The 17,559-nt window shown below is 35.4% G+C and carries 13 protein-coding genes; 5 read left to right on the top strand and 8 right to left on the bottom strand.

Going from position 1 to position 17,559, the window contains the following annotated elements; translation table 11 throughout:
* Positions 1-148: 148 nt before the first annotated feature.
* Positions 149-1,186, bottom strand: coding sequence for a substrate-binding domain-containing protein (locus C5Q98_RS06780; RefSeq protein ID WP_158695737.1), 1,038 nt, complete (start codon positions 1,184-1,186; stop codon positions 149-151).
* 296 nt (positions 1,187-1,482) lie between these two features.
* On the opposite strand from C5Q98_RS06780, the gene C5Q98_RS06785 reads away from it, so the two are divergent.
* Both C5Q98_RS06785 and C5Q98_RS06790 read left to right on the top strand, forming a co-directional pair.
* Entirely contained in the window at positions 1,483-2,511 is a 1,029-nt protein-coding gene (locus tag C5Q98_RS06785) for a glycosyltransferase family 2 protein (protein ID WP_106012879.1), read from the top strand.
* Positions 2,512-2,519: 8 nt separating this feature from the next.
* Positions 2,520-4,661, top strand: coding sequence for a hypothetical protein (locus C5Q98_RS06790; RefSeq protein WP_106012880.1), 2,142 nt, complete (start codon positions 2,520-2,522; stop codon positions 4,659-4,661).
* Positions 4,662-4,702: 41 nt separating this feature from the next.
* Here C5Q98_RS06790 and C5Q98_RS06795 read toward each other — a convergent pair whose 3' ends face one another.
* From C5Q98_RS06795 to C5Q98_RS06810, 4 genes are all read right to left on the bottom strand, one after another.
* Positions 4,703-5,464, bottom strand: coding sequence for an SDR family NAD(P)-dependent oxidoreductase (locus C5Q98_RS06795; protein WP_106012881.1), 762 nt, complete (start codon positions 5,462-5,464; stop codon positions 4,703-4,705).
* Between the two features lie 25 nt (positions 5,465-5,489).
* Positions 5,490-6,488, bottom strand: coding sequence for a PHP domain-containing protein (locus tag C5Q98_RS06800; protein WP_106012882.1), 999 nt, complete (start codon positions 6,486-6,488; stop codon positions 5,490-5,492).
* A 143-nt stretch (positions 6,489-6,631) separates the two neighbouring features.
* The gene (locus C5Q98_RS06805) at positions 6,632-7,039 is read right to left on the bottom strand and encodes a GNAT family N-acetyltransferase (RefSeq protein WP_106012883.1); all 408 of its coding nucleotides are present in this window, start codon (positions 7,037-7,039) and stop codon (positions 6,632-6,634) included.
* Positions 7,040-7,160: 121 nt separating this feature from the next.
* The gene (locus C5Q98_RS06810; RefSeq protein ID WP_106012884.1) at positions 7,161-9,236 is read right to left on the bottom strand and encodes an elongation factor G; all 2,076 of its coding nucleotides are present in this window, start codon (positions 9,234-9,236) and stop codon (positions 7,161-7,163) included.
* Positions 9,237-9,481: 245 nt separating this feature from the next.
* Here C5Q98_RS06810 and C5Q98_RS06815 point away from each other — a divergent pair, with 245 nt between their 5' ends.
* On the top strand, positions 9,482-9,925 hold the full coding sequence (locus C5Q98_RS06815; protein WP_106012885.1) for a hypothetical protein: 444 nt from the start codon (positions 9,482-9,484) through the stop codon (positions 9,923-9,925).
* Positions 9,926-9,982: 57 nt separating this feature from the next.
* Here the strand turns inward: C5Q98_RS06815 and C5Q98_RS06820 are convergent, their stop codons facing one another.
* Positions 9,983-11,356: a hypothetical protein gene (locus tag C5Q98_RS06820; protein ID WP_106012886.1), complete on the bottom strand. Its 1,374-nt coding sequence runs from the start codon at positions 11,354-11,356 to the stop codon at positions 9,983-9,985.
* A 163-nt stretch (positions 11,357-11,519) separates the two neighbouring features.
* Between C5Q98_RS06820 and C5Q98_RS06825 the strand changes: the two genes are divergently transcribed.
* Together C5Q98_RS06825 and C5Q98_RS06830 are read left to right on the top strand one after the other, a co-directional pair.
* Positions 11,520-11,753: a hypothetical protein gene (locus C5Q98_RS06825; protein ID WP_106012887.1), complete on the top strand. Its 234-nt coding sequence runs from the start codon at positions 11,520-11,522 to the stop codon at positions 11,751-11,753.
* Between the two features lie 440 nt (positions 11,754-12,193).
* Positions 12,194-12,472, top strand: a complete 279-nt coding sequence (locus C5Q98_RS06830; RefSeq protein WP_106012888.1) for a hypothetical protein — start codon at positions 12,194-12,196, stop codon at positions 12,470-12,472.
* 125 nt (positions 12,473-12,597) lie between these two features.
* Here C5Q98_RS06830 and C5Q98_RS06835 read toward each other — a convergent pair whose 3' ends face one another.
* Positions 12,598-13,929, bottom strand: coding sequence for a C1 family peptidase (locus C5Q98_RS06835; protein WP_106012889.1), 1,332 nt, complete (start codon positions 13,927-13,929; stop codon positions 12,598-12,600).
* A gap of 172 nt (positions 13,930-14,101) precedes the next feature.
* Positions 14,102-17,359 carry a glycoside hydrolase family 2 TIM barrel-domain containing protein gene (locus C5Q98_RS06840; protein WP_106012890.1) on the bottom strand — a complete coding sequence of 1,086 codons (3,258 nt, stop codon included), beginning with the start codon at positions 17,357-17,359 and terminating at the stop codon, positions 14,102-14,104.
* Between the last annotated feature and the right edge of the window lie 200 nt (positions 17,360-17,559).

Below are 17,559 nucleotides of genomic sequence, written 5' to 3' on the forward strand. Positions count from 1 at the left end.
TATTTTCATATAACTATAATAAACCATTACATAAATTTTTATTTGCAATTATTAATCTATTTCTAATACGTACTAAAAGGTTTAGCCGTAATGGCTAAACCTTTTAGTAATTATCGTATAACCATGACTTTTATTTTCGTCTTAAGAATTATTTTGCTAATTCTTCCCAAGTAGTAATTTTACCTGTGAAAATGTCACGTACTTGTTCTTGTGTTAAGTTAGAAATTGGGTTTGAACTTGCTACTGCTACAACAACTGCGTCTTGTGCGAATGCACCTGAATGTTTACCGTCTGCAACTTTCTCACTGTCTTTGAATTCACGTGAAGCGAAACCTAAGTCAGCTGCGTTTGCACCATCTTTTTCTTCTCCCAATACACGTTTGTAACCATCACTTGAACCTGTATGTGCACTAACGAATTGGAAGTTACCTGCTAGAGGAACGAAAGCTTCTAATGCTGCTTGTAATGCTTTTTCTACTGATGTAGAACCACCTGTACGAATTACCAAAGCACTGTTATCTTCGTCTACGATTGGGTGTTTTGTTTTGAGTTCATCCCATTTTGTACCACCATCTACGTCAACAATACCACCAGCTGAAGCAACTGCATCTCTACCTTCTACTGAGTTTTGTAGGAAGTCTACGAAAGCATCTACTAGAGCTTCTGTCTTCTCGTCTGCGAAGTCACCTGCTGCACGTGAAACTAGGTTGAATGGACGTTTCAATGCGTATGAGTTATCTAGAACTGTTTCATTTGTTGGTTCAACACCTTCATATGCTAGACCTTTAATATTGTTAGCTTCGAAGTCTGTTGTCAAAGAAACGAAACCAATACTACTTGCGTCACTACCTACAGCTTTAGCCAAAGCACCGTTACTATCTTCGATAACAGCTTTGTCTGTTAAAACATCTTGACCTTTTTCTGTATCACCGTAGCCTATAATTTCTTGGAATGCACCACGTGTACCTGATGATTCATCACGGCTATATACGTGAATTTCACCCATAGCACCTTCGCTAGCTTCTTCTTTTGATGATTCTGTTGTGTCTTTTGTATCAGCTTCTGTTGTTTGTTCTACTTTATTAGCATCTGTTGTTTTTTCTGTTTCTGTATTTCCTGTGCTACAACCTGCTAAGATTAGTGAGCTTACTAAAACTAAGCTTAAACTTTTTACAAATTTCTTCATTTTTTCCTCCATTACAACTTTTGTTGTTTTTTTATTACATGTTTCAGAATAGATAAGCATTGTTAAATCTTTGTTAGATAAATATTATATTTTCTTAAGGTGAAAGCTGTTCAGTTAAAATTTGTTCTATAAAGTCTAGTCTTAATGGAGTATTTTGGGTTTCTGATATTAATCTAGTATTTAAATGTAATTATGTTTAAAATGAGTAATAACAAAAGAGCAAACATTCTATAGAGTTACTATTTATATCGTATATCGCAATATAGCAATTTATTGGAGTGTTGAGGAGTTTTTAAATGAAATTATCATTGCTTATACCTTTTTACAACGAAGAAGAACAGGTGAAAGTTACGTTAAATACTGTTATACCAATCATGGAATCATTAGATTGTGTCTTCGAGATATTAGTAATTGATGATGGCTCCAAGGACAAAACCTGGGAGATAATTTCTCAAGCTGCTCAAGCAGATCCTAGAATCCATGCCTTACGTTTTAGTAGAAACTTCGGTAAAGAAGCAGCTATATGTGCAGGTCTAGAAAATGCTCTAGGAGATGCCGTTATTCTAATGGACGGTGATCTGCAACATCCTCCTCAATATATCCCAGAGATGGTAAGACTATGGCAATCTGGATATGATGTAGTTGAAGGTGTTAAATCTTCTCGTGGAAACGAAAGCAAAGTTAAAAATTTCTTCGCTAATAGTTTCTATAAGAGCTTCCAGAAAGTAAGTGGTGTTGATCTTAATAATGCTTCAGATTTCAAACTCTTGGACAGGAAAGTCGTTGATGCCTGGAATAAACTTGATGAGCACAATACTTTTTTCCGTGGATTAAGTTCTTGGCTAGGGTTCAATCGAACTGAATTTGAGTTCGCTGTTGAAGAAAGAATGCATGGAGAAAGCAAGTGGACCTGGTCTAAACTTTGGAGATTGGCAATAAATGCTGTTACTTCTTTTTCAACTGTGCTCCTATCACTTATAACCTGGATGGGTGTTCTCTTTATGACCTTGGCAGTTGTAATCGGCGTTATAACCCTAGTTCGCTTCTTTACAGGTGACGCAGCTGATGGGTTTACTACTGTTATTTTGCTTTTATTAATTATTGGTGGTGCTGTGATGATGTCATTGGGTTTGATCAGTACTTATATTGCTAAAATTTATGATGAGGTAAAAGGCAGACCTCGCTACATTACCATGGAAGAGTTGAACACTACATATCTTATTGCAGAAGATGAGAAATATGATGCTGTCTGCAATGAAAGTGTAAATTCTAGTAATTTTGAAAATTTTAGTAACTCTGGATATAAATCTGCCGATAAACTATAGGTAAAAATATGCTTGTAATTCTGTATCTTGTCGTAGCCTACTTTATAGGCCAAAACTTTCGACATAACTTTAATCTAGTTAGGCTATATAAAGTTCTACTGATTACTAGTGGTAGCTCGGATGAACGGATTGATCTAACAACTGATACAGATATGCAATTTGAACACGCTAAACTCAGTAGCTATTTATTAAAATTCCTAATATATTGGCCAATCGATTTAATTATTGGTCTTTATTTGAGTTCGACATTTAACTACTTTATACACTTATTTATTGTAAAAATTTCCAATACAGTTCCAAATGTTCCTAGTTTAATAATAATTAATTCTTTGTTCTTGCTTCTATTAACTAGTCTTAGAAGATATTTTAAAAATGTCAAAAGAACTGCAGCTGAAAAGATAGAGCAGCCTCTAAGCAAAGATAGTCCATCCTCATTTAGTCGAAACCCAAAGTTTATTGCAATTCTATGTTTGCAAGTCATCAGTATATTTTGGGGAATCTTCCTTACTCAAAGATCATTTCAACTTAATGGTTCAACTTTAGCAGCTGGAGCTACTGTATTTAGCGACCTCGCTCCTCACACGGCTAATGTTAGAAACTTTGCCTTTGGCAATATTCCTAGCTCTTATCCACATTTTGCTGGAGCCGGTATGAATTACCACTTTTTCTTTTACTATCTTTGTGGATTATTGAATGCATTAGGCTTACGCTTAGATTGGGCCATTAATTTGCCTTCCATTTTGGGAATACTAGCCTTTATGCAAAGCTTATTCTACATAAGCATATTGTTGACTCGCAAACTTAGTGCTGGATTCTTGAGTTTAATATTCTTCTGCTTTAGAAGCTCATTTAGTGGATTTTCCGTATTTTTTGCTGAGCTCAGAGAAAGCAATAATTTATGGCTAGCTTTCAAAAATCTTTGGAGCTCTAGTTCGTATTCAGGTCCTTTACAACACGATGACTGGGGTCTATATAACCTTAACGTCTACGCTAATCAACGTCACCTATTATTTGTGCTTAGTATTGCCGTTTGGGTACTTATAAGTTTCTACCCTAGTTTAAAACATAAGTCTAAAGTTACCTGGCAAGAAATTATTGGCCTAAGTTTCCTGGGTTTACCAATGGCATATTGGCATGGATCTGTTTTAATAAGTTTGAATCTAATACTTATAGTCTGGGCTCTATTCTCAAAATCAAAAGCACAGTATCTCACTTTTGGAATTACAAATGTTTTGGGATCTCTCGTCATGTTGAAGATTTTCACAAAACCTGGCAACAGCGGCTCTATGTTCAAAAACATCTTCCACTTTGGCTATATCACCGATAATCCTAATATAATAAGTATCACTCAGTTCCTACTAATTCTCTACGGAATATCTTTATTTATTATTGTGCTTACACCATTTTTACTTAAAGAGAAAAGCCTGAAAATTGTAAGTGCTTCACTTTTACTTCCTGTTATTTTTGCTTTTACCATCTCACTAACTCCAGATACAACGGTAAATCATAAGTTTTTTAGCTTCACTCAAATTTTATTTATACCTTTTATTAGTCATTTTATGGTTAACTTATGGACTTATGCGAGGTCAAAAACAGCTGAGAATCAAGGCAAGATTTATAAAAAAGCATCTACAAAATCAGCTAGGACAACGAAACTTATAAATTACCTTTGCAAAACAGCCTGCATCGTTGGGATTTTTATTATGACTTTTAGCGGCATAATTGACTTCTCCGTATACAAAAATGCTTCTCTCAACAGGGTCGAAATACAAACTGCTGATAACTTTAGCCAGTGGATGTACCAGCACACTGAGCCAAATTCAATTAACTTGACTCCACCTTGGCACTATCACTCCTACTTTGCCACCGGTAGAATGTCCTACTTCGGCTGGCCTTATTACGCACAATCAGCAGGTTACGATATAGAAACAAGAGAACAAGAGATAAGAAGAATCTTGCTTGCGGAATTAAATGATTACCAAAAAACTAAAGATTATCTACAAAAGAACAATATCAATTACCTCATGATAGATGACTTCTGGCGTAATTATGAAGATGTGTTTATTAACGAAGATCAGCTGGCACAATGGTTCCCTGAAGCAGCTTACTTTCCTGAACAAAATAACTTACGCATTTATAAAATATCTTAACTTTTGCGTTTGCTCGACATTAGATATGCCGACGTGATTTCTTAAAGATCACTTTTTCTTTCGAACCAAAGCACGAAATTATGTGGCAGAATCCTGGAGATAAAACGCACCACATGAGCTGGGAAACTTTGCAAAGATATGTCCTTGCCACGCTTCGCTCTTCTCAATGCCTTTCTAGCAACCTTCTCGACTTTTTCTACACCAATTTTCTTGAAACCTTTTGGTACTTCACCTTTAGCAAAAAACTCAGTCTCCATAGGGTTAGGGCAAACTGCAATAACTGTAATATCTTCTAACTCACTATTTAAAGCTCTAGAGAAGTTCAGCACATATGCCTTACTTGCGGCATATACACTAAATTTATGTTGTGGCATAAACGCTGCTACTGAAGCAATATTTAAGATTTTCCCACCTTTGTTCATGAAGGGAATTGCTAAATAACAGATTCTAGTTAAACTACGCATATTTACATCCAGCATATTAGTATTAGCTGCTAAACTCGTATCCATAAATTTCTCATTAATACCCAAACCTGCGGAATTAATCAAATACTCAATTTTAGCATTGTCAGCATTAGCAGCGTGCTCTAATCTTTGGACAAAGTCACTTTCCCAATCTTCTTGGCTCAAATCTGCTGATATAACTACGGATGCAGTTCGTAATTTACTTGCTAAATCTCTAAGTCTCTCTTCTCGTCTAGCAATCAACCAAATTTCGTCTACTTCACTTAGTTTGTCTAACTGCTTAGCAAACTCCATTCCTAGTCCAGAAGACGCTCCTGTTATTACTGCTATTTTTTTCATAAAATATCTTTCACCTTTTCAAAAATTACAAACGTGATACTCTGAACTCTTTGTAGAACAAGCTCAAAAACTTGCGTGGATCATCTTTCTGTGTTCTCAATGGCACGTTAGCTTTATGACTACCGTGATAATCAGATCCAGCTATTGGTAACAATCCCAATTCAGTGCCTATATGAGCAAATTCACGAGAATCGGCAAAACTAGTCGCAAGATGCATTACTTCAATTCCTTGTAATCCCATATTCTTGAGTCGCTCGACTTTGGCAAATAATTCATCTTTGCTTATCACATTATCACCGTGCAACCAGTTCTCATATCTTGCGGGATGGGAAAGTACAGGAATACCACCTGCATCTCTTATTGATTTTAGTGTCTCTTCTATAGAAATTAACTCTTTTTCAACGTAAAAAGCTTGACCTTTATCTAAATATAATCTGAATGCCTCGTTTATTGAGTCAACGTAGCCTTTGCGCATTATTAAGTTAGCAATGTGAACTCTACCAATAACGCCTCCGCCCATATTTTTTAACTCATCTGCAGAAATTATTAAGCCACTTTCATCGATCTTTTGCATAATCTTAGCATTACGCTCATTACGACGGGCTTGCCTCTCTTTCACGCTATCTTCCATTAAATAAAATGTTCCAAAAGGGAAATATGCGAGGATCTGAATATCTTGTCCCTCGAACTCCGCATTCATCTCTAATCCAGGAATGAAATCAGGTAAATCCATCCCAACTAGGTTTAATTTGTCATAAAGAATGCTGATAATCTTGAAACCTTCTATAGTATCGTGGTCGGTCAAGGAGAATGTATCTAGGTCACGTTTAATTACCTCTTGCACTAGTTGTGCCGGTGAGTCCTTACCATCGGATACATTACTATGTGTATGTAAATCTGTATTCCCATTTATCATAGCTTCCCACATATACTCTAGGCCAGCTTGATTAAGTTCCTGCAACTGCTCTGGACTCATTTTCAAGACTTCAGCTTTTCTCGATAAAGAATAAATTTTATTACGCATAAATTTCTCCTAGACAGTTCTATATAATTTTTTCAGATAGTTATTAATACATACTATATTAGCATTTTTCTTTGAGCTTTATTTATTTGCCTTATTGTTAATCTAAGCTCATATCATAAAAAATATATGCACTAACGTAATACTTACTTCATGAAAGCTACGCTATTATATTTTCCTACCGGTGTGAGTCCATTCTTTTCATAAAACCTTATTGTTTTTTCACTATCATCAGTTAGTAAGATAATTTGGCGAACATCTTTATACTCTTCTAGAACTATTTTTAGCAACTGACTGCCTAAGCCTCGTCCTTGATATGCTTCTAGGACTAAAATATCTTGAATATAAATGATAGTATAGCCATCACCAACGACTCTAATTAGACCAATTAATAAATCATCATCCCAAGCAGTCCAGACCTTCAAGGAATTTTTTATGGCATTTTTTAATTGCTCTGGATTAGAAGTATAGGCACTCCACGAAACGTCATTATATAAATTTAGAACACTCTCAATTTCTGGTATTATGCCTTCTTTAATTACAATATTTTCCATTCTTTCCCCCTTTTGTCCTGCCATTTCGCTTACATCTGTTAAAAGTTTACACCAAAACAGAAAAACGCCCCGTCACTCTCATCGAGAGGCAGGGCGTTTCTCATATGTAATGAACGAATATCTAGTTATCTTTGCTTTCTTGGTACTTAGCAATTAATTTTTCTTGGAATTCATGAGGTACTCTCTCATAACTACTAAATTCCATGCTGTACCAACCTCTACCTTGAGTCATAGCACGTAGGTCTGTAGCATATCTATCCATTGCTCCTAGAGGGATCAATGCAGAAACGATACTCATACCAGCTTTTTGGTCGATACCATTAATTCTACCTGTACGTTTGCTGATATCACTCATAATATCTCCCAAGTCATTCTCAGGAACGTGAACTTCAACATTGTATACAGGTTCGAGTAAGTAGGCTCCACCTTGCTCCATTGCTGCCTTGTATGCCAACTTAGCTGCCATGGAGAATGCTAGTTCGGAAGAGTCAACATCGTGGTAAGAACCATCCACTAGGACCGCTTTCAATCCAACAACTGGGTAACCTGCCAATGGACCTTCTTCAATAGCTTCACGTAGACCTTTCTCAACTGCTGGGAAGTAGGATTTTGGAACAGCACCACCGAAGATATCTTCTTCGAATATCAAGTCTGTCTCTTCGTGAGGTGAGAACTCTATCCAAACATCACCATATTGACCGTGTCCACCAGATTGTTTCTTATATTTACCTTGTACTTTGACAGGAGCTTGTAATTTCTCTCTATAAGCAACACGTGGGCTTTCTAGTCTAGCTTCTACCTTGAAGTTGTTTAGTAGTTTAGCTATTAATACGTTAAGTTGTAATTCACCTAAACCAGAGACAATCATTTCGCCTGTCTCATTATCCATCTCTAATTTAATAGTTGGATCTTCTTCTTGAATTCTAGAAATACCTAGTGCGATCTTATCTTCTTCACCTTTATTGATTGGATAAATAGCCATACGTAGTGGTGATGCTGGTAAGATAATACGTGGTAATACAAGACTTTGGTCTTTTGTGCTCAATGTATCACCGGTGAAAGTATTATCTAATTTGGTCATTAAACCTATATCACCTGCAGTAATTTCGTTTGCGCTGACCTGTTGTGAACCATTTGGAGTAAATACACCAGAAACTCTCTCTGACGCTTCTTGTTTTGCATTCCAAAGATCTTGACCAGGCTTAATGGTTCCTGAATATACTCTGAATAAAGAAATTTTACCAACGTAAGGGTCTGTATATGTCTTGAATACCAAAGCTGCCAATGGTCCATTAGGATCAGTCTTAAGCTCTAGAGCTGTACCATCTGATTTAATTGCTGGTTCAATAGGCATATCTACTGGACTAGGCATATTTTGTACGATTCTATTCATTGAGAATCTAATTCCTTGCAAGGCCAATGCTGATCCTGCCCAAATTGGGATTAATTTACCTGTAGAAATACGATCTCTTAGACCTTGTTTAATCTCTTCCTCTGTGAAAGGTTCTTCCATGAAGTATTTCTCTAATAATTCTTCTGAACTTTCAGCAACTTGCTCGATTAAAACTGCTCTTTGTAATTCTACATCGTCAACTAAATCCTCAGGTATTTCAATTTCTTCACGCTCACCACTTGGATTGTTATATGTATAAGCTTTTTGGGCTAAAATATCTACATAACTATCGTAGCTATTACCACTCTTGAATGGCAACATCATGACTGTAGCACTACGTCCGATCTCTTCTCTTATTTCTACCAATACTTTATTAAAATCAGCGACTTCGTCATCCATCTTGTTAATAAAGATTGCATAAGGAATGTTCTCACGTTTCAAGAATCTAAAGGATTTCTCTGCACCAACTGTGACACCACTTTTACCACTCAAAACTACGATTGCGGAATCGGCAACTCTTAAAGCTTGGTTAACTTCTCCCATAAAGTCAAAATCACCTGGAGTATCGATTAAGTTAACTTTTGCACCTTGCCACTCAACACTGGAAACGCCCATGTTAATACTAATTTGACGTTTCTTCTCTTCTGGGCTGTAATCCATAACTGTGTTACCCTCTGTTACTGAGCCCACTCTCTTTGTCACTCCGCCTCTAAATAAAACTGCCTCACAAAATGAGGTCTTACCAGAGCCGCTATGCCCTAGAACGGCGATATTTCTAATATCTTTTGCTTCATGTTTTTGCATAGCTCTTACCTCCTCTAAAATTTAATATTTTAATAATTGCTACTCTTGCAATTTGATTCTGCATTTAATTATACTGTATATTCTTCCAACAATTTAACTATATTTATATTAATTCTTTGTGCATAATCACGGTAAAAGTTAAGCCTTTGTTTACCTTTTTATGGTTGAAAGTATTTTTAATTTGATTTAAGAAATGAAAAATATTATACTTTCTGCTTTAGTGATATTCGAAGGGAGAAACGATAATGTCAAAAAAATTATTTGCAGTAATCTTAGCTTCAGCACTATTGCTTTCAGCATGTAATTCACAAGGAGAATCAAAAACAGATTCTAGTAATGCTGATGAGACTACTAAAGTTGAAACTAGCACAGATGAAAATAGCAGTGTTAAGCCATTAATTAAATACAATGGCGCTGTCTACGAAATGCAAGAAATAGAAAATGAGGAAGAGAAACTTACAGAGATACCAAAGGATAAAGGTTTAGCTCTTGATGCAAAAGTCGAAAAAACAGTAGCTAATGAAACTAGTGATGAAGACTTAGCAAAAGAAGATGACCTAACAGCTCGTAACATGCCTCTTGGTACACTGATCTACGCAAATGAGGACAAAGACACAATTTACGTTAGCTATCTTGATCCAGAAGATTTCCACGTAAGTTTATACGCTATTTTTATTAAGGTGAAATAGTTAAAAGTTCGTTCAAAATACTAAAATTTCTAAGCTGAGAATTATTTAATTTTCAGCTTATTTTTTATTTGCATTAACTTCTGGTTGATACGTAAAGAATTTTTCCCAGCTTAATTTACCTTTGCCTACATTCTCTAAATTAAGCCTATAAATTCCGTTCAGTTCTTCATCTTCTAACTTGAGCACATTAATATATAGGTAATTCTTGTCCATACCTAAAACCAAACCTGCTCTAGCAAACATTTCTATTTCCTCGACAAGTTCTGCATTCTTATTAAAGAATTTAAGCGTTCTAGATTTTTTCAACATCTTAGAAGTCATAACATTATCAACGCAGAAATAATCTCCATATCCAAAAATTAAACCAGAATCTTCTGCTGGAAGATGAAAATCAATCTCCTTAATTTTATTAGTTTCATAATCTGTTGAAATAAGTTTTCGCTCAACTTCAGGAAATTTCTTACCTTTCTCAATTATTTCCCTTATTTCATCCATTCCCAATTTTCCATAATTTTTGGTGTAAAGAAGTTCCTTCTCAGAACTTGGCATTGGCCATGAAAGATTACTATCATCTGTATTTAGTACTTTATTTGTTTTACTAATTAAATTTAAACTTTGAAAATTAAGTTTATAATCTAGAATGTAACCTTTATTAAATTTCTTCTCTTCTTCCTGAATTTTCTTAGAATCAATTGCTGTATTTGCTTCCATAAAATACATAATATCGCCTATTGGCAACATTTGATTAATATAGCCTAACTTATTTGTCCTTTCATAAATAGTCTCGGGCTTGGCAGACAAGTTATGCAAAGGCAATCTTTGCAGTCTGTAGCCTAGTTCCTTATAATCCGTCTTTTTCCCCTCAATTAAAGCAAGCTTGATATCATAAAAATCACTTGTTGAAAAGTATAAATAGCCTCTATGCAAAATAATGGCATTTACATCTTTTTCACTTTTAAAAATAACTTTACGCCCTGAACCAGAAGTATCTACTTCATATACTATATTCTCGTAAATATTTCCCTCGGATTCTATACCATTCTCAAGGTTTTTTGCTTCTTTACTTACAACATAAAGCTTGCCATCGATGTATTGCACTGAAACTGGAAATTCAAAATAAGCATTACTCAATTTTCTTAGTTCTAAATTCTCTTCTCTATCATCTAAAGTGTCAGGATTATTATCCAAAACTCTAACTTTTCCGTCTTTTTTTGATATTGAATAAAGAAATTTTCCTGATATGTGGTAAAAAGCATTAGTCCCCTCCGCAATGGTTGGATTTTGCCCCATTTGCATAAACTGAATTTGACAATCTGATTGATTGGATTTTTTTGAATTATCCCTGTTCTCATACCTATTATTATTACAAGACACCAAAAGTGTAAGCAATAAAACTAAAGCTATTATTCTGTTTAAGTTTATTTTACCCACGAGTAGCTCCTTAAAATAAAAATTAATATTAATGATTGTTTAACGTATCCTAATATTTATCATTTTAAGCATTTTGCACAATTTTTCAAGTAATTGCTCTTGTGTTTTTATGTTTTGTAGGCTATTATTTAATTAAGATTTAATTAAGGGGAGGTAAAAATTAATGAGAATAAAGCCATTAAATAAATTTTCTTTTGCTATTTTTACATTTTTATTGGTAATTTTGCTAACTTTCAAAGTTATTTCTGCTGATAGTAAAACTGTAGGAATTGTCAACGGACAGAATGACACAACCGATCATGCTGTATCTGCCACAACCTGGACAGAAACAGTTAATACAAATATAGTTGATATCATCGAAGTACATCATCAAATAATTGGTTTAGTACCACATTAATAAACCTTAGAGTACATGGTGCTAGAAATAGATCACACGGTCATTCCGTCTCTACTAAGTATCAGGATGTAAAATACTTCTTCTTTAATTCACTTAGTTATCATCAGACAATAAATGGAGATCAATTCGTCTTATTTTCACAGAATTAATTAACTTGTTAGGATTACAAATTTAAATAAAAGCTTTGCAATAATCTATAATCAGTAAAGGCAACTTTTTTGATTTTCTTTTCATAGGCAATTTGCAAAGCTTTTTACTTTTCTTCATTAAGTTTCAATTTACACTACAAACTACACTGCGTGTGAACCAACTAGATTCCACCGTTCGAATAATGTTAATCTGACGAATACCATATAACAGGTGATTTATGCTAAAATGAATCATTCATTATAAGGTAATAAATCAATTCATAATACTTACATTCATAAGAGGTCAAAACCATGTTCAAGAAAGAAAATCGAAAAATTGATATTTTATATGCAATTGCTTGCACATTTTTTATGAGTCTGTTCGCTCAATTTATACCAGCATTTTATAGCACTGGGAAAGATTTTGCCTTTGGATTTCCTACAATCTTTTTTGAAACGCACATAAATGCAGGTGATATACATATACCAAGCATGACAATTGCTCCTTTAGCAGCTAATATCCTAATTTATTACTTCATTATTAGCTTATTTAGATACCTTTGGGGCATATACAACAAAAAATTCAGATAGAAACAGGCACCAAAAGATAATAAAAATAGACTGTCTCTCCAACTGGACCTGCAATGGACCCAACTTGTGAGGGCAGTCTATTATACTAACTTATATTTTTTAATTTTATGTAATCAAAAGTTTAACTACATTGCCAATGAACCCATTGGATCCCATGGCTCAAGTTCTGTAATTTCACAGTTGTCATAAATGTCTAGAATTTTCTCATCAACAAATTTACGGTCGACAGTAACTTGATATGTGTACTCATCAAACCATGAGTCTGACATTGAGAAGATACCTTCGTCACCTGCGTCTTTACCCCATGAGTTTTCAACTTGCCATTTAATTACGTTTCCGTTTTCATCCAAATCAACACCTGTGAGAACCATTGCGTGAGTTAGTAAACTATCACCATAGTCTAGGCGCTCTGCTTTTGTAAGGTTTTCGCCTTCGCCAAGTGTTGCTGCATAGTCGAACAATTTGTCGTCCATGATACCTAATTTACTATCACTGAATTTGCCTACATCACAACCGAACCATACTGGTACACCTGCTTGGATAGATTTAATTGCACTTGCTTTCAAATCTTCAACTGGTAGGTTTACATATTTAATAACTGGAGCTTCTTTTACAGAGCCTAGCAACTTAACTGTATAAGTTTTCTCGTATGGTTTGTCTGCTGTTGGAGCATTGATGATATTGACCATTGAATCTAGATTTAAACCACTGTAAGTCTCGAAGAACTCTACTGGGTTTTGGTTTGTCAATCTGTGGAATTTATCGTCTTTGTCTCTATAGCTATAGTTGAATGTTCTTGGAGCTTCACCTAATGTCTTAACTAATAGATTGTAGACAAAGTACAATTGCTCGTCTTTTTTCGCTCTTTGCTCTTCGTCTGATTTACCTTCAGCGTGCATTTTTCTCAATACTGAAGCAAATTCTCTCAATTTGTTATTTAGAACTGTCTCCAATACGTATGTGTTCTCTGAGTGGTAAGTTTCAGGCATACATTCTTTTGGTACTGAACCATATTTCTTCAAGATACCGACAAACATGTCATATTGTCCACCATCTTCTTGAGGTGTTTGCAATAAGTGCCAGACTACTCTTGAGTTCAAAGGTTCGTCAGCTGTTTCAATAATTGACTCTAAGAAGAAATTAGATTTCTCTAGTTTGTCCCAGAAGAAAGTATATGTTTGTGAGAATTCGAAATTCTTAATATTCAACTTCTCCATTACATTTATACGAGCTGTGTTTAGGTTTGCAAACATCCAGCAACGTCCTGAGCTCTTTTGGTTGGTAATGTTACCTCTCTTAGTGACATCACTAAAAACAAAATTGTGTTTTCTCTTTGCTGTATTATCTAAACTTGATGCGTTGATACCATTCTTTGCAATTGCATTCTCTACAGCTTTATTGCTTGGATCATTTGCATATTTATCTTGATATTTTTTGATTAATTCTTTATCTAGCATAATATCGCCTTTCTTTTTAATATTCTTACTGCCTTTACGGTTCACTAAATATTAGCACTTTGAAAATTTGTTTACAAGCTTAGAAGCAGGCTTTTTCAACCTTTTATTTTTGCAAAAAAGAAGGCCAGCAATATCTGCTAGCCCTCCCTCATTTTCTCTATTGTTCTAAGGTTTACTCAAACTCTAACTCTCCTGGTTTAATAGTAAACTCTACAGAGAATTTCTCTTCATTTAGTCTAAATTCCTCACGAGTCAATGGACCACAACTATTAGATCCTAATCCACTCATTCTGTAATCTAAGCAAAGAACGGTCTTATTATGTTTTTCTAATTCATAGTTATGAGCCTTAGATTCTAACTCTTCTTGTGTGAATTGGCTTGCTGAGAAAGCAAAATCTTTTTCAGAACTTATCTGTAAAGCCTTGGCATACTCATTAGAGAGTAAAACTGCTTTGGTCTTCTCGTGGTTTCCATGCTCTTGTGGCTTAATAAAGTCTACATACTCTGCTTCAACTGAGCTATAGAATTTACCCATATAAGCAGCATCTTGGAAGTCCTCATAGTTCTGACCTGGTCCCATACCGTAGTAGGCTAAGTTCTCGAAATCCTTGTCCAAGAACAAACGTAAACCGAATCTCGGTAAGAATGGGAATCCCTTCTCTGCTCGCTCTTGCTCTGCTGCTGACATTGGGTAGTCCGGGAAGCCTTTGAACCATGGTTGACTCCTATCTCTATCCACATCTAATTTAACTTTTATTTCTCCTAGATTTGAGATAAACCAATTTGCATAAACTTGTGCTATAGGTTGTCTCATCTTCGGTGTCAAAGTAATGTGTGTCTTAATCTCTAATCCATCCTCATGCAACTCATACTCTAAGTCTTTTAACTTCGATAAAACTCTGTCTAGTCCAGCTTGCTTCCACTCATGCTTGATAAACATATCGTTATCTGTAGGAGCTCGCCAAATATTATATTCTACCAAGTCTGACATGATGATCTCATTATCGTAGACTATCTTGGCAGGCATTCCTTTTAACAAATCAAATTCATACTTGAAGTTCTCGCCTTTGATAATTAACTTATCCTCATAGTCTAGAACCTCAAGGCTATCAGCGCTCTCAGCAGATTCTATTAAGCAATTAAACTCTGGGAAAAGCTTCTCAACGTCAACTTCTTTCGCCTCATTAATTATTAATTGCTCAGAGCCCATAAGCTCTAGATCTTCTAACAATATACTATCGTCAATATTTAAGTAACTTAAGTTTAAATAAATATTAGCATCTGCTGACATAGCAGCTTCTAGCTCTGATTTCTCACTTTCATCAAGTTCTAAATCTATAACTAAACTCTCTCTTGCTGGAAGGCTAAAGTCTACAACACTACCACTTGTTAAAGTTTCACCATTTATTTGATATTCAAAACTAATAATTACCTTCTGGCCTGCATCTGCGAAGTCAAGCATGTTTTGGACCTTAACTTTACCCGCCAAAGCTTCTTCTGCTGCATTATCCTCTGCAACTAATCTAAGTGGACGTAGTACATTACCGTACTCTACTAGAGCAGGACTAATCTCTCTATTTGGTTTAACCAATCCATCTACACAGAAGTTTGAGTCATGGAAATCTTCGCCATGGTCACCACCATAATAGTAAATATCTTGTCCATTATCGGCTTTGCCCTTGTAAATTGCATGGTCACACCACTCCCAAGCGAAACCACCAGTTAGACAATCATTATCATAAATTCTCTCCCAGTATGCATCTACGTCACCAGGCCCATTACCCATAGCATGGATATATTCTATTAGGATAAAAGGTTTCTTCTCATCTTCTCTAGCTGTATAGGCATCAAGTTGCTCCATAGGTGAGTACATATGTGAAACGAAGTCTAGATATTCAAGGTCAGACTTAAAGTATGGTTCTCTATAATTTGCACTCTCGTATTGGATTTTTCTGCTTGGATCATTTTCTTTCAACCACTTAGCTGCAGCCTCAAAACCTGGACCATATCCAGCCTCATTACCCAATGACCAAATTACAACAGAGCTCTGGTTCCTATCTCTATAGAACATTCTCTGAATACGCTCTAATTGATTTTGATAGAACATATCTAAGTTTGCTAGATATGAGTAAACTTCTGTTACAACTGTTTCAGGGTCTGGGTTTGCTATCCAACCACGACTACCAAATAACTCTACCGCTCCGTGCATTTCTATATCAGCTTCATCACATACATAGAAACCAAAGCGTGAATAATATTCATAAGCCCATGGCGCATTAGGATAGTGAGCTGTACGAATAGCGTTAATGTTATGAGCTTTCATTAGACTTAAGTCTGTCAACAACTGTTCCGGAGTAATGTAGAAACCTGTGACTGGATCTGAGTCGTGACGGTTAGTACCTTTAATCTTGATATTTTGATTATTAATTAAATATGTATCACCTTTTATATCAATCTTACGCAAACCTAGGTCTTGTCTAATCGCTTCGCCCTTGTAAGAAATATGTACTGAATATAAGAAAGGTTCTTCAGCATTCCAAAGGGTAGGGTTCTCTATAACTATCTTCTCGCCAGCCTTGAACTCTTTGATTAATTCATCGTTTCGAGGATTTACAACTTCTATAATTGCACTGTCTATTATACTTTTTTCAGCTTCCTCATTCCATTCAAGATCGACTTGGATCTCAGCTTTATCCAAACTATCATTAAGTTCGTGATTAATTACGTAGTCTACAATGTGTGTTTCTGGGCGATAAAGAATATATACATCACGGAAAATTCCTGACATTCTAAACTTGTCTTGATCTTCCAAATATGAGCCTGCTGACCACTTGAATACCAAAGCTTGCAGCAAGTTTTCGCCTGACTGAATATAATCGCTAATATCAAACTCATGAGTGACATGAGATACACTAGAATATCCCACAAATTCACCATTTAACCAAAGATATATACAAGAATCTACACCTTCGAAATTTAGGTAAGCATTCTGATCAGCTTGATCCTCATCTGAGTAGAATTTGTATTCGTAGGCACCCACTGGATTTTCATCTGGGACATATGGTGGATCTACAGGGAAAGGATAAGGTACGTTAATGTACTGATGTTGATCGTATCCATGATTTTGCCAGTTAGATGGTACTGGGATGGTCTTAGCGTTTAAATCCTCACTTAGACATGGCTCCAAACCGAACTCTCTTGGAACTTCTCGCCAATTGTTGTAGTAGGCAAAATACCAGTCATCGTTTAAGCTCTGCAAGCTTGGAGAAAGATATCTCACATCCAGACTAGGCTCATGCACTAAAGCACTACTTAACGCTCTTACATCCTCTACATATGGGAAAGGTATAAAGTAAGCATGAGCTGGTACTGCTCCATATTGAGTTATCTCGGGGTTCAAATGATATTTCTCTAAATCGTGTATATTCATATTTTGCACTCCTATAGATTTATAAATTATGTTCTACTTAAGCATACCATTTAATGCTTTTATTTTTGGTCGTTTATCTGGTAAAAAGCTAGAGTTTTTCTCCTGTTAAAAACTAGTAAAACACTATATTTATTGCTCGTTAGTATTTTGCTTTTTTTGCAAGAAAAAACCGCACTGCGATTTGTGAGTGACCATGAAGT

Origin of the sequence: Fastidiosipila sanguinis (assembly GCF_002998295.1) — a bacterium.
Classification (GTDB): domain Bacteria; phylum Bacillota; class Clostridia; order Saccharofermentanales; family Fastidiosipilaceae; genus Fastidiosipila; species Fastidiosipila sanguinis.

What these genes read in the sequence shown, in the direction of transcription:
- C5Q98_RS06800 (WP_106012882.1), bottom strand. Translation starts at nt 6,488, where the DNA reads ATGCGTAATAAAATTTATTCTTTATCGAGAAAAGCTGAAGTCTTGAAA.
- C5Q98_RS06815 (WP_106012885.1), top strand. Translation starts at nt 9,482, where the DNA reads ATGTCAAAAAAATTATTTGCAGTAATCTTAGCTTCAGCACTATTGCTT.
- C5Q98_RS06795 (WP_106012881.1), bottom strand. Translation starts at nt 5,464, where the DNA reads ATGAAAAAAATAGCAGTAATAACAGGAGCGTCTTCTGGACTAGGAATG.
- C5Q98_RS06810 (WP_106012884.1), bottom strand. Translation starts at nt 9,236, where the DNA reads ATGCAAAAACATGAAGCAAAAGATATTAGAAATATCGCCGTTCTAGGG.
- C5Q98_RS06835 (WP_106012889.1), bottom strand. Translation starts at nt 13,929, where the DNA reads ATGCTAGATAAAGAATTAATCAAAAAATATCAAGATAAATATGCAAAT.
- C5Q98_RS06830 (WP_106012888.1), top strand. Translation starts at nt 12,194, where the DNA reads ATGTTCAAGAAAGAAAATCGAAAAATTGATATTTTATATGCAATTGCT.
- C5Q98_RS06785 (WP_106012879.1), top strand. Translation starts at nt 1,483, where the DNA reads ATGAAATTATCATTGCTTATACCTTTTTACAACGAAGAAGAACAGGTG.
- C5Q98_RS06790 (WP_106012880.1), top strand. Translation starts at nt 2,520, where the DNA reads ATGCTTGTAATTCTGTATCTTGTCGTAGCCTACTTTATAGGCCAAAAC.
- C5Q98_RS06805 (WP_106012883.1), bottom strand. Translation starts at nt 7,039, where the DNA reads ATGGAAAATATTGTAATTAAAGAAGGCATAATACCAGAAATTGAGAGT.
- C5Q98_RS06825 (WP_106012887.1), top strand. Translation starts at nt 11,520, where the DNA reads ATGAGAATAAAGCCATTAAATAAATTTTCTTTTGCTATTTTTACATTT.
- C5Q98_RS06780 (WP_158695737.1), bottom strand. Translation starts at nt 1,186, where the DNA reads ATGAAGAAATTTGTAAAAAGTTTAAGCTTAGTTTTAGTAAGCTCACTA.
- C5Q98_RS06840 (WP_106012890.1), bottom strand. Translation starts at nt 17,359, where the DNA reads ATGAATATACACGATTTAGAGAAATATCATTTGAACCCCGAGATAACT.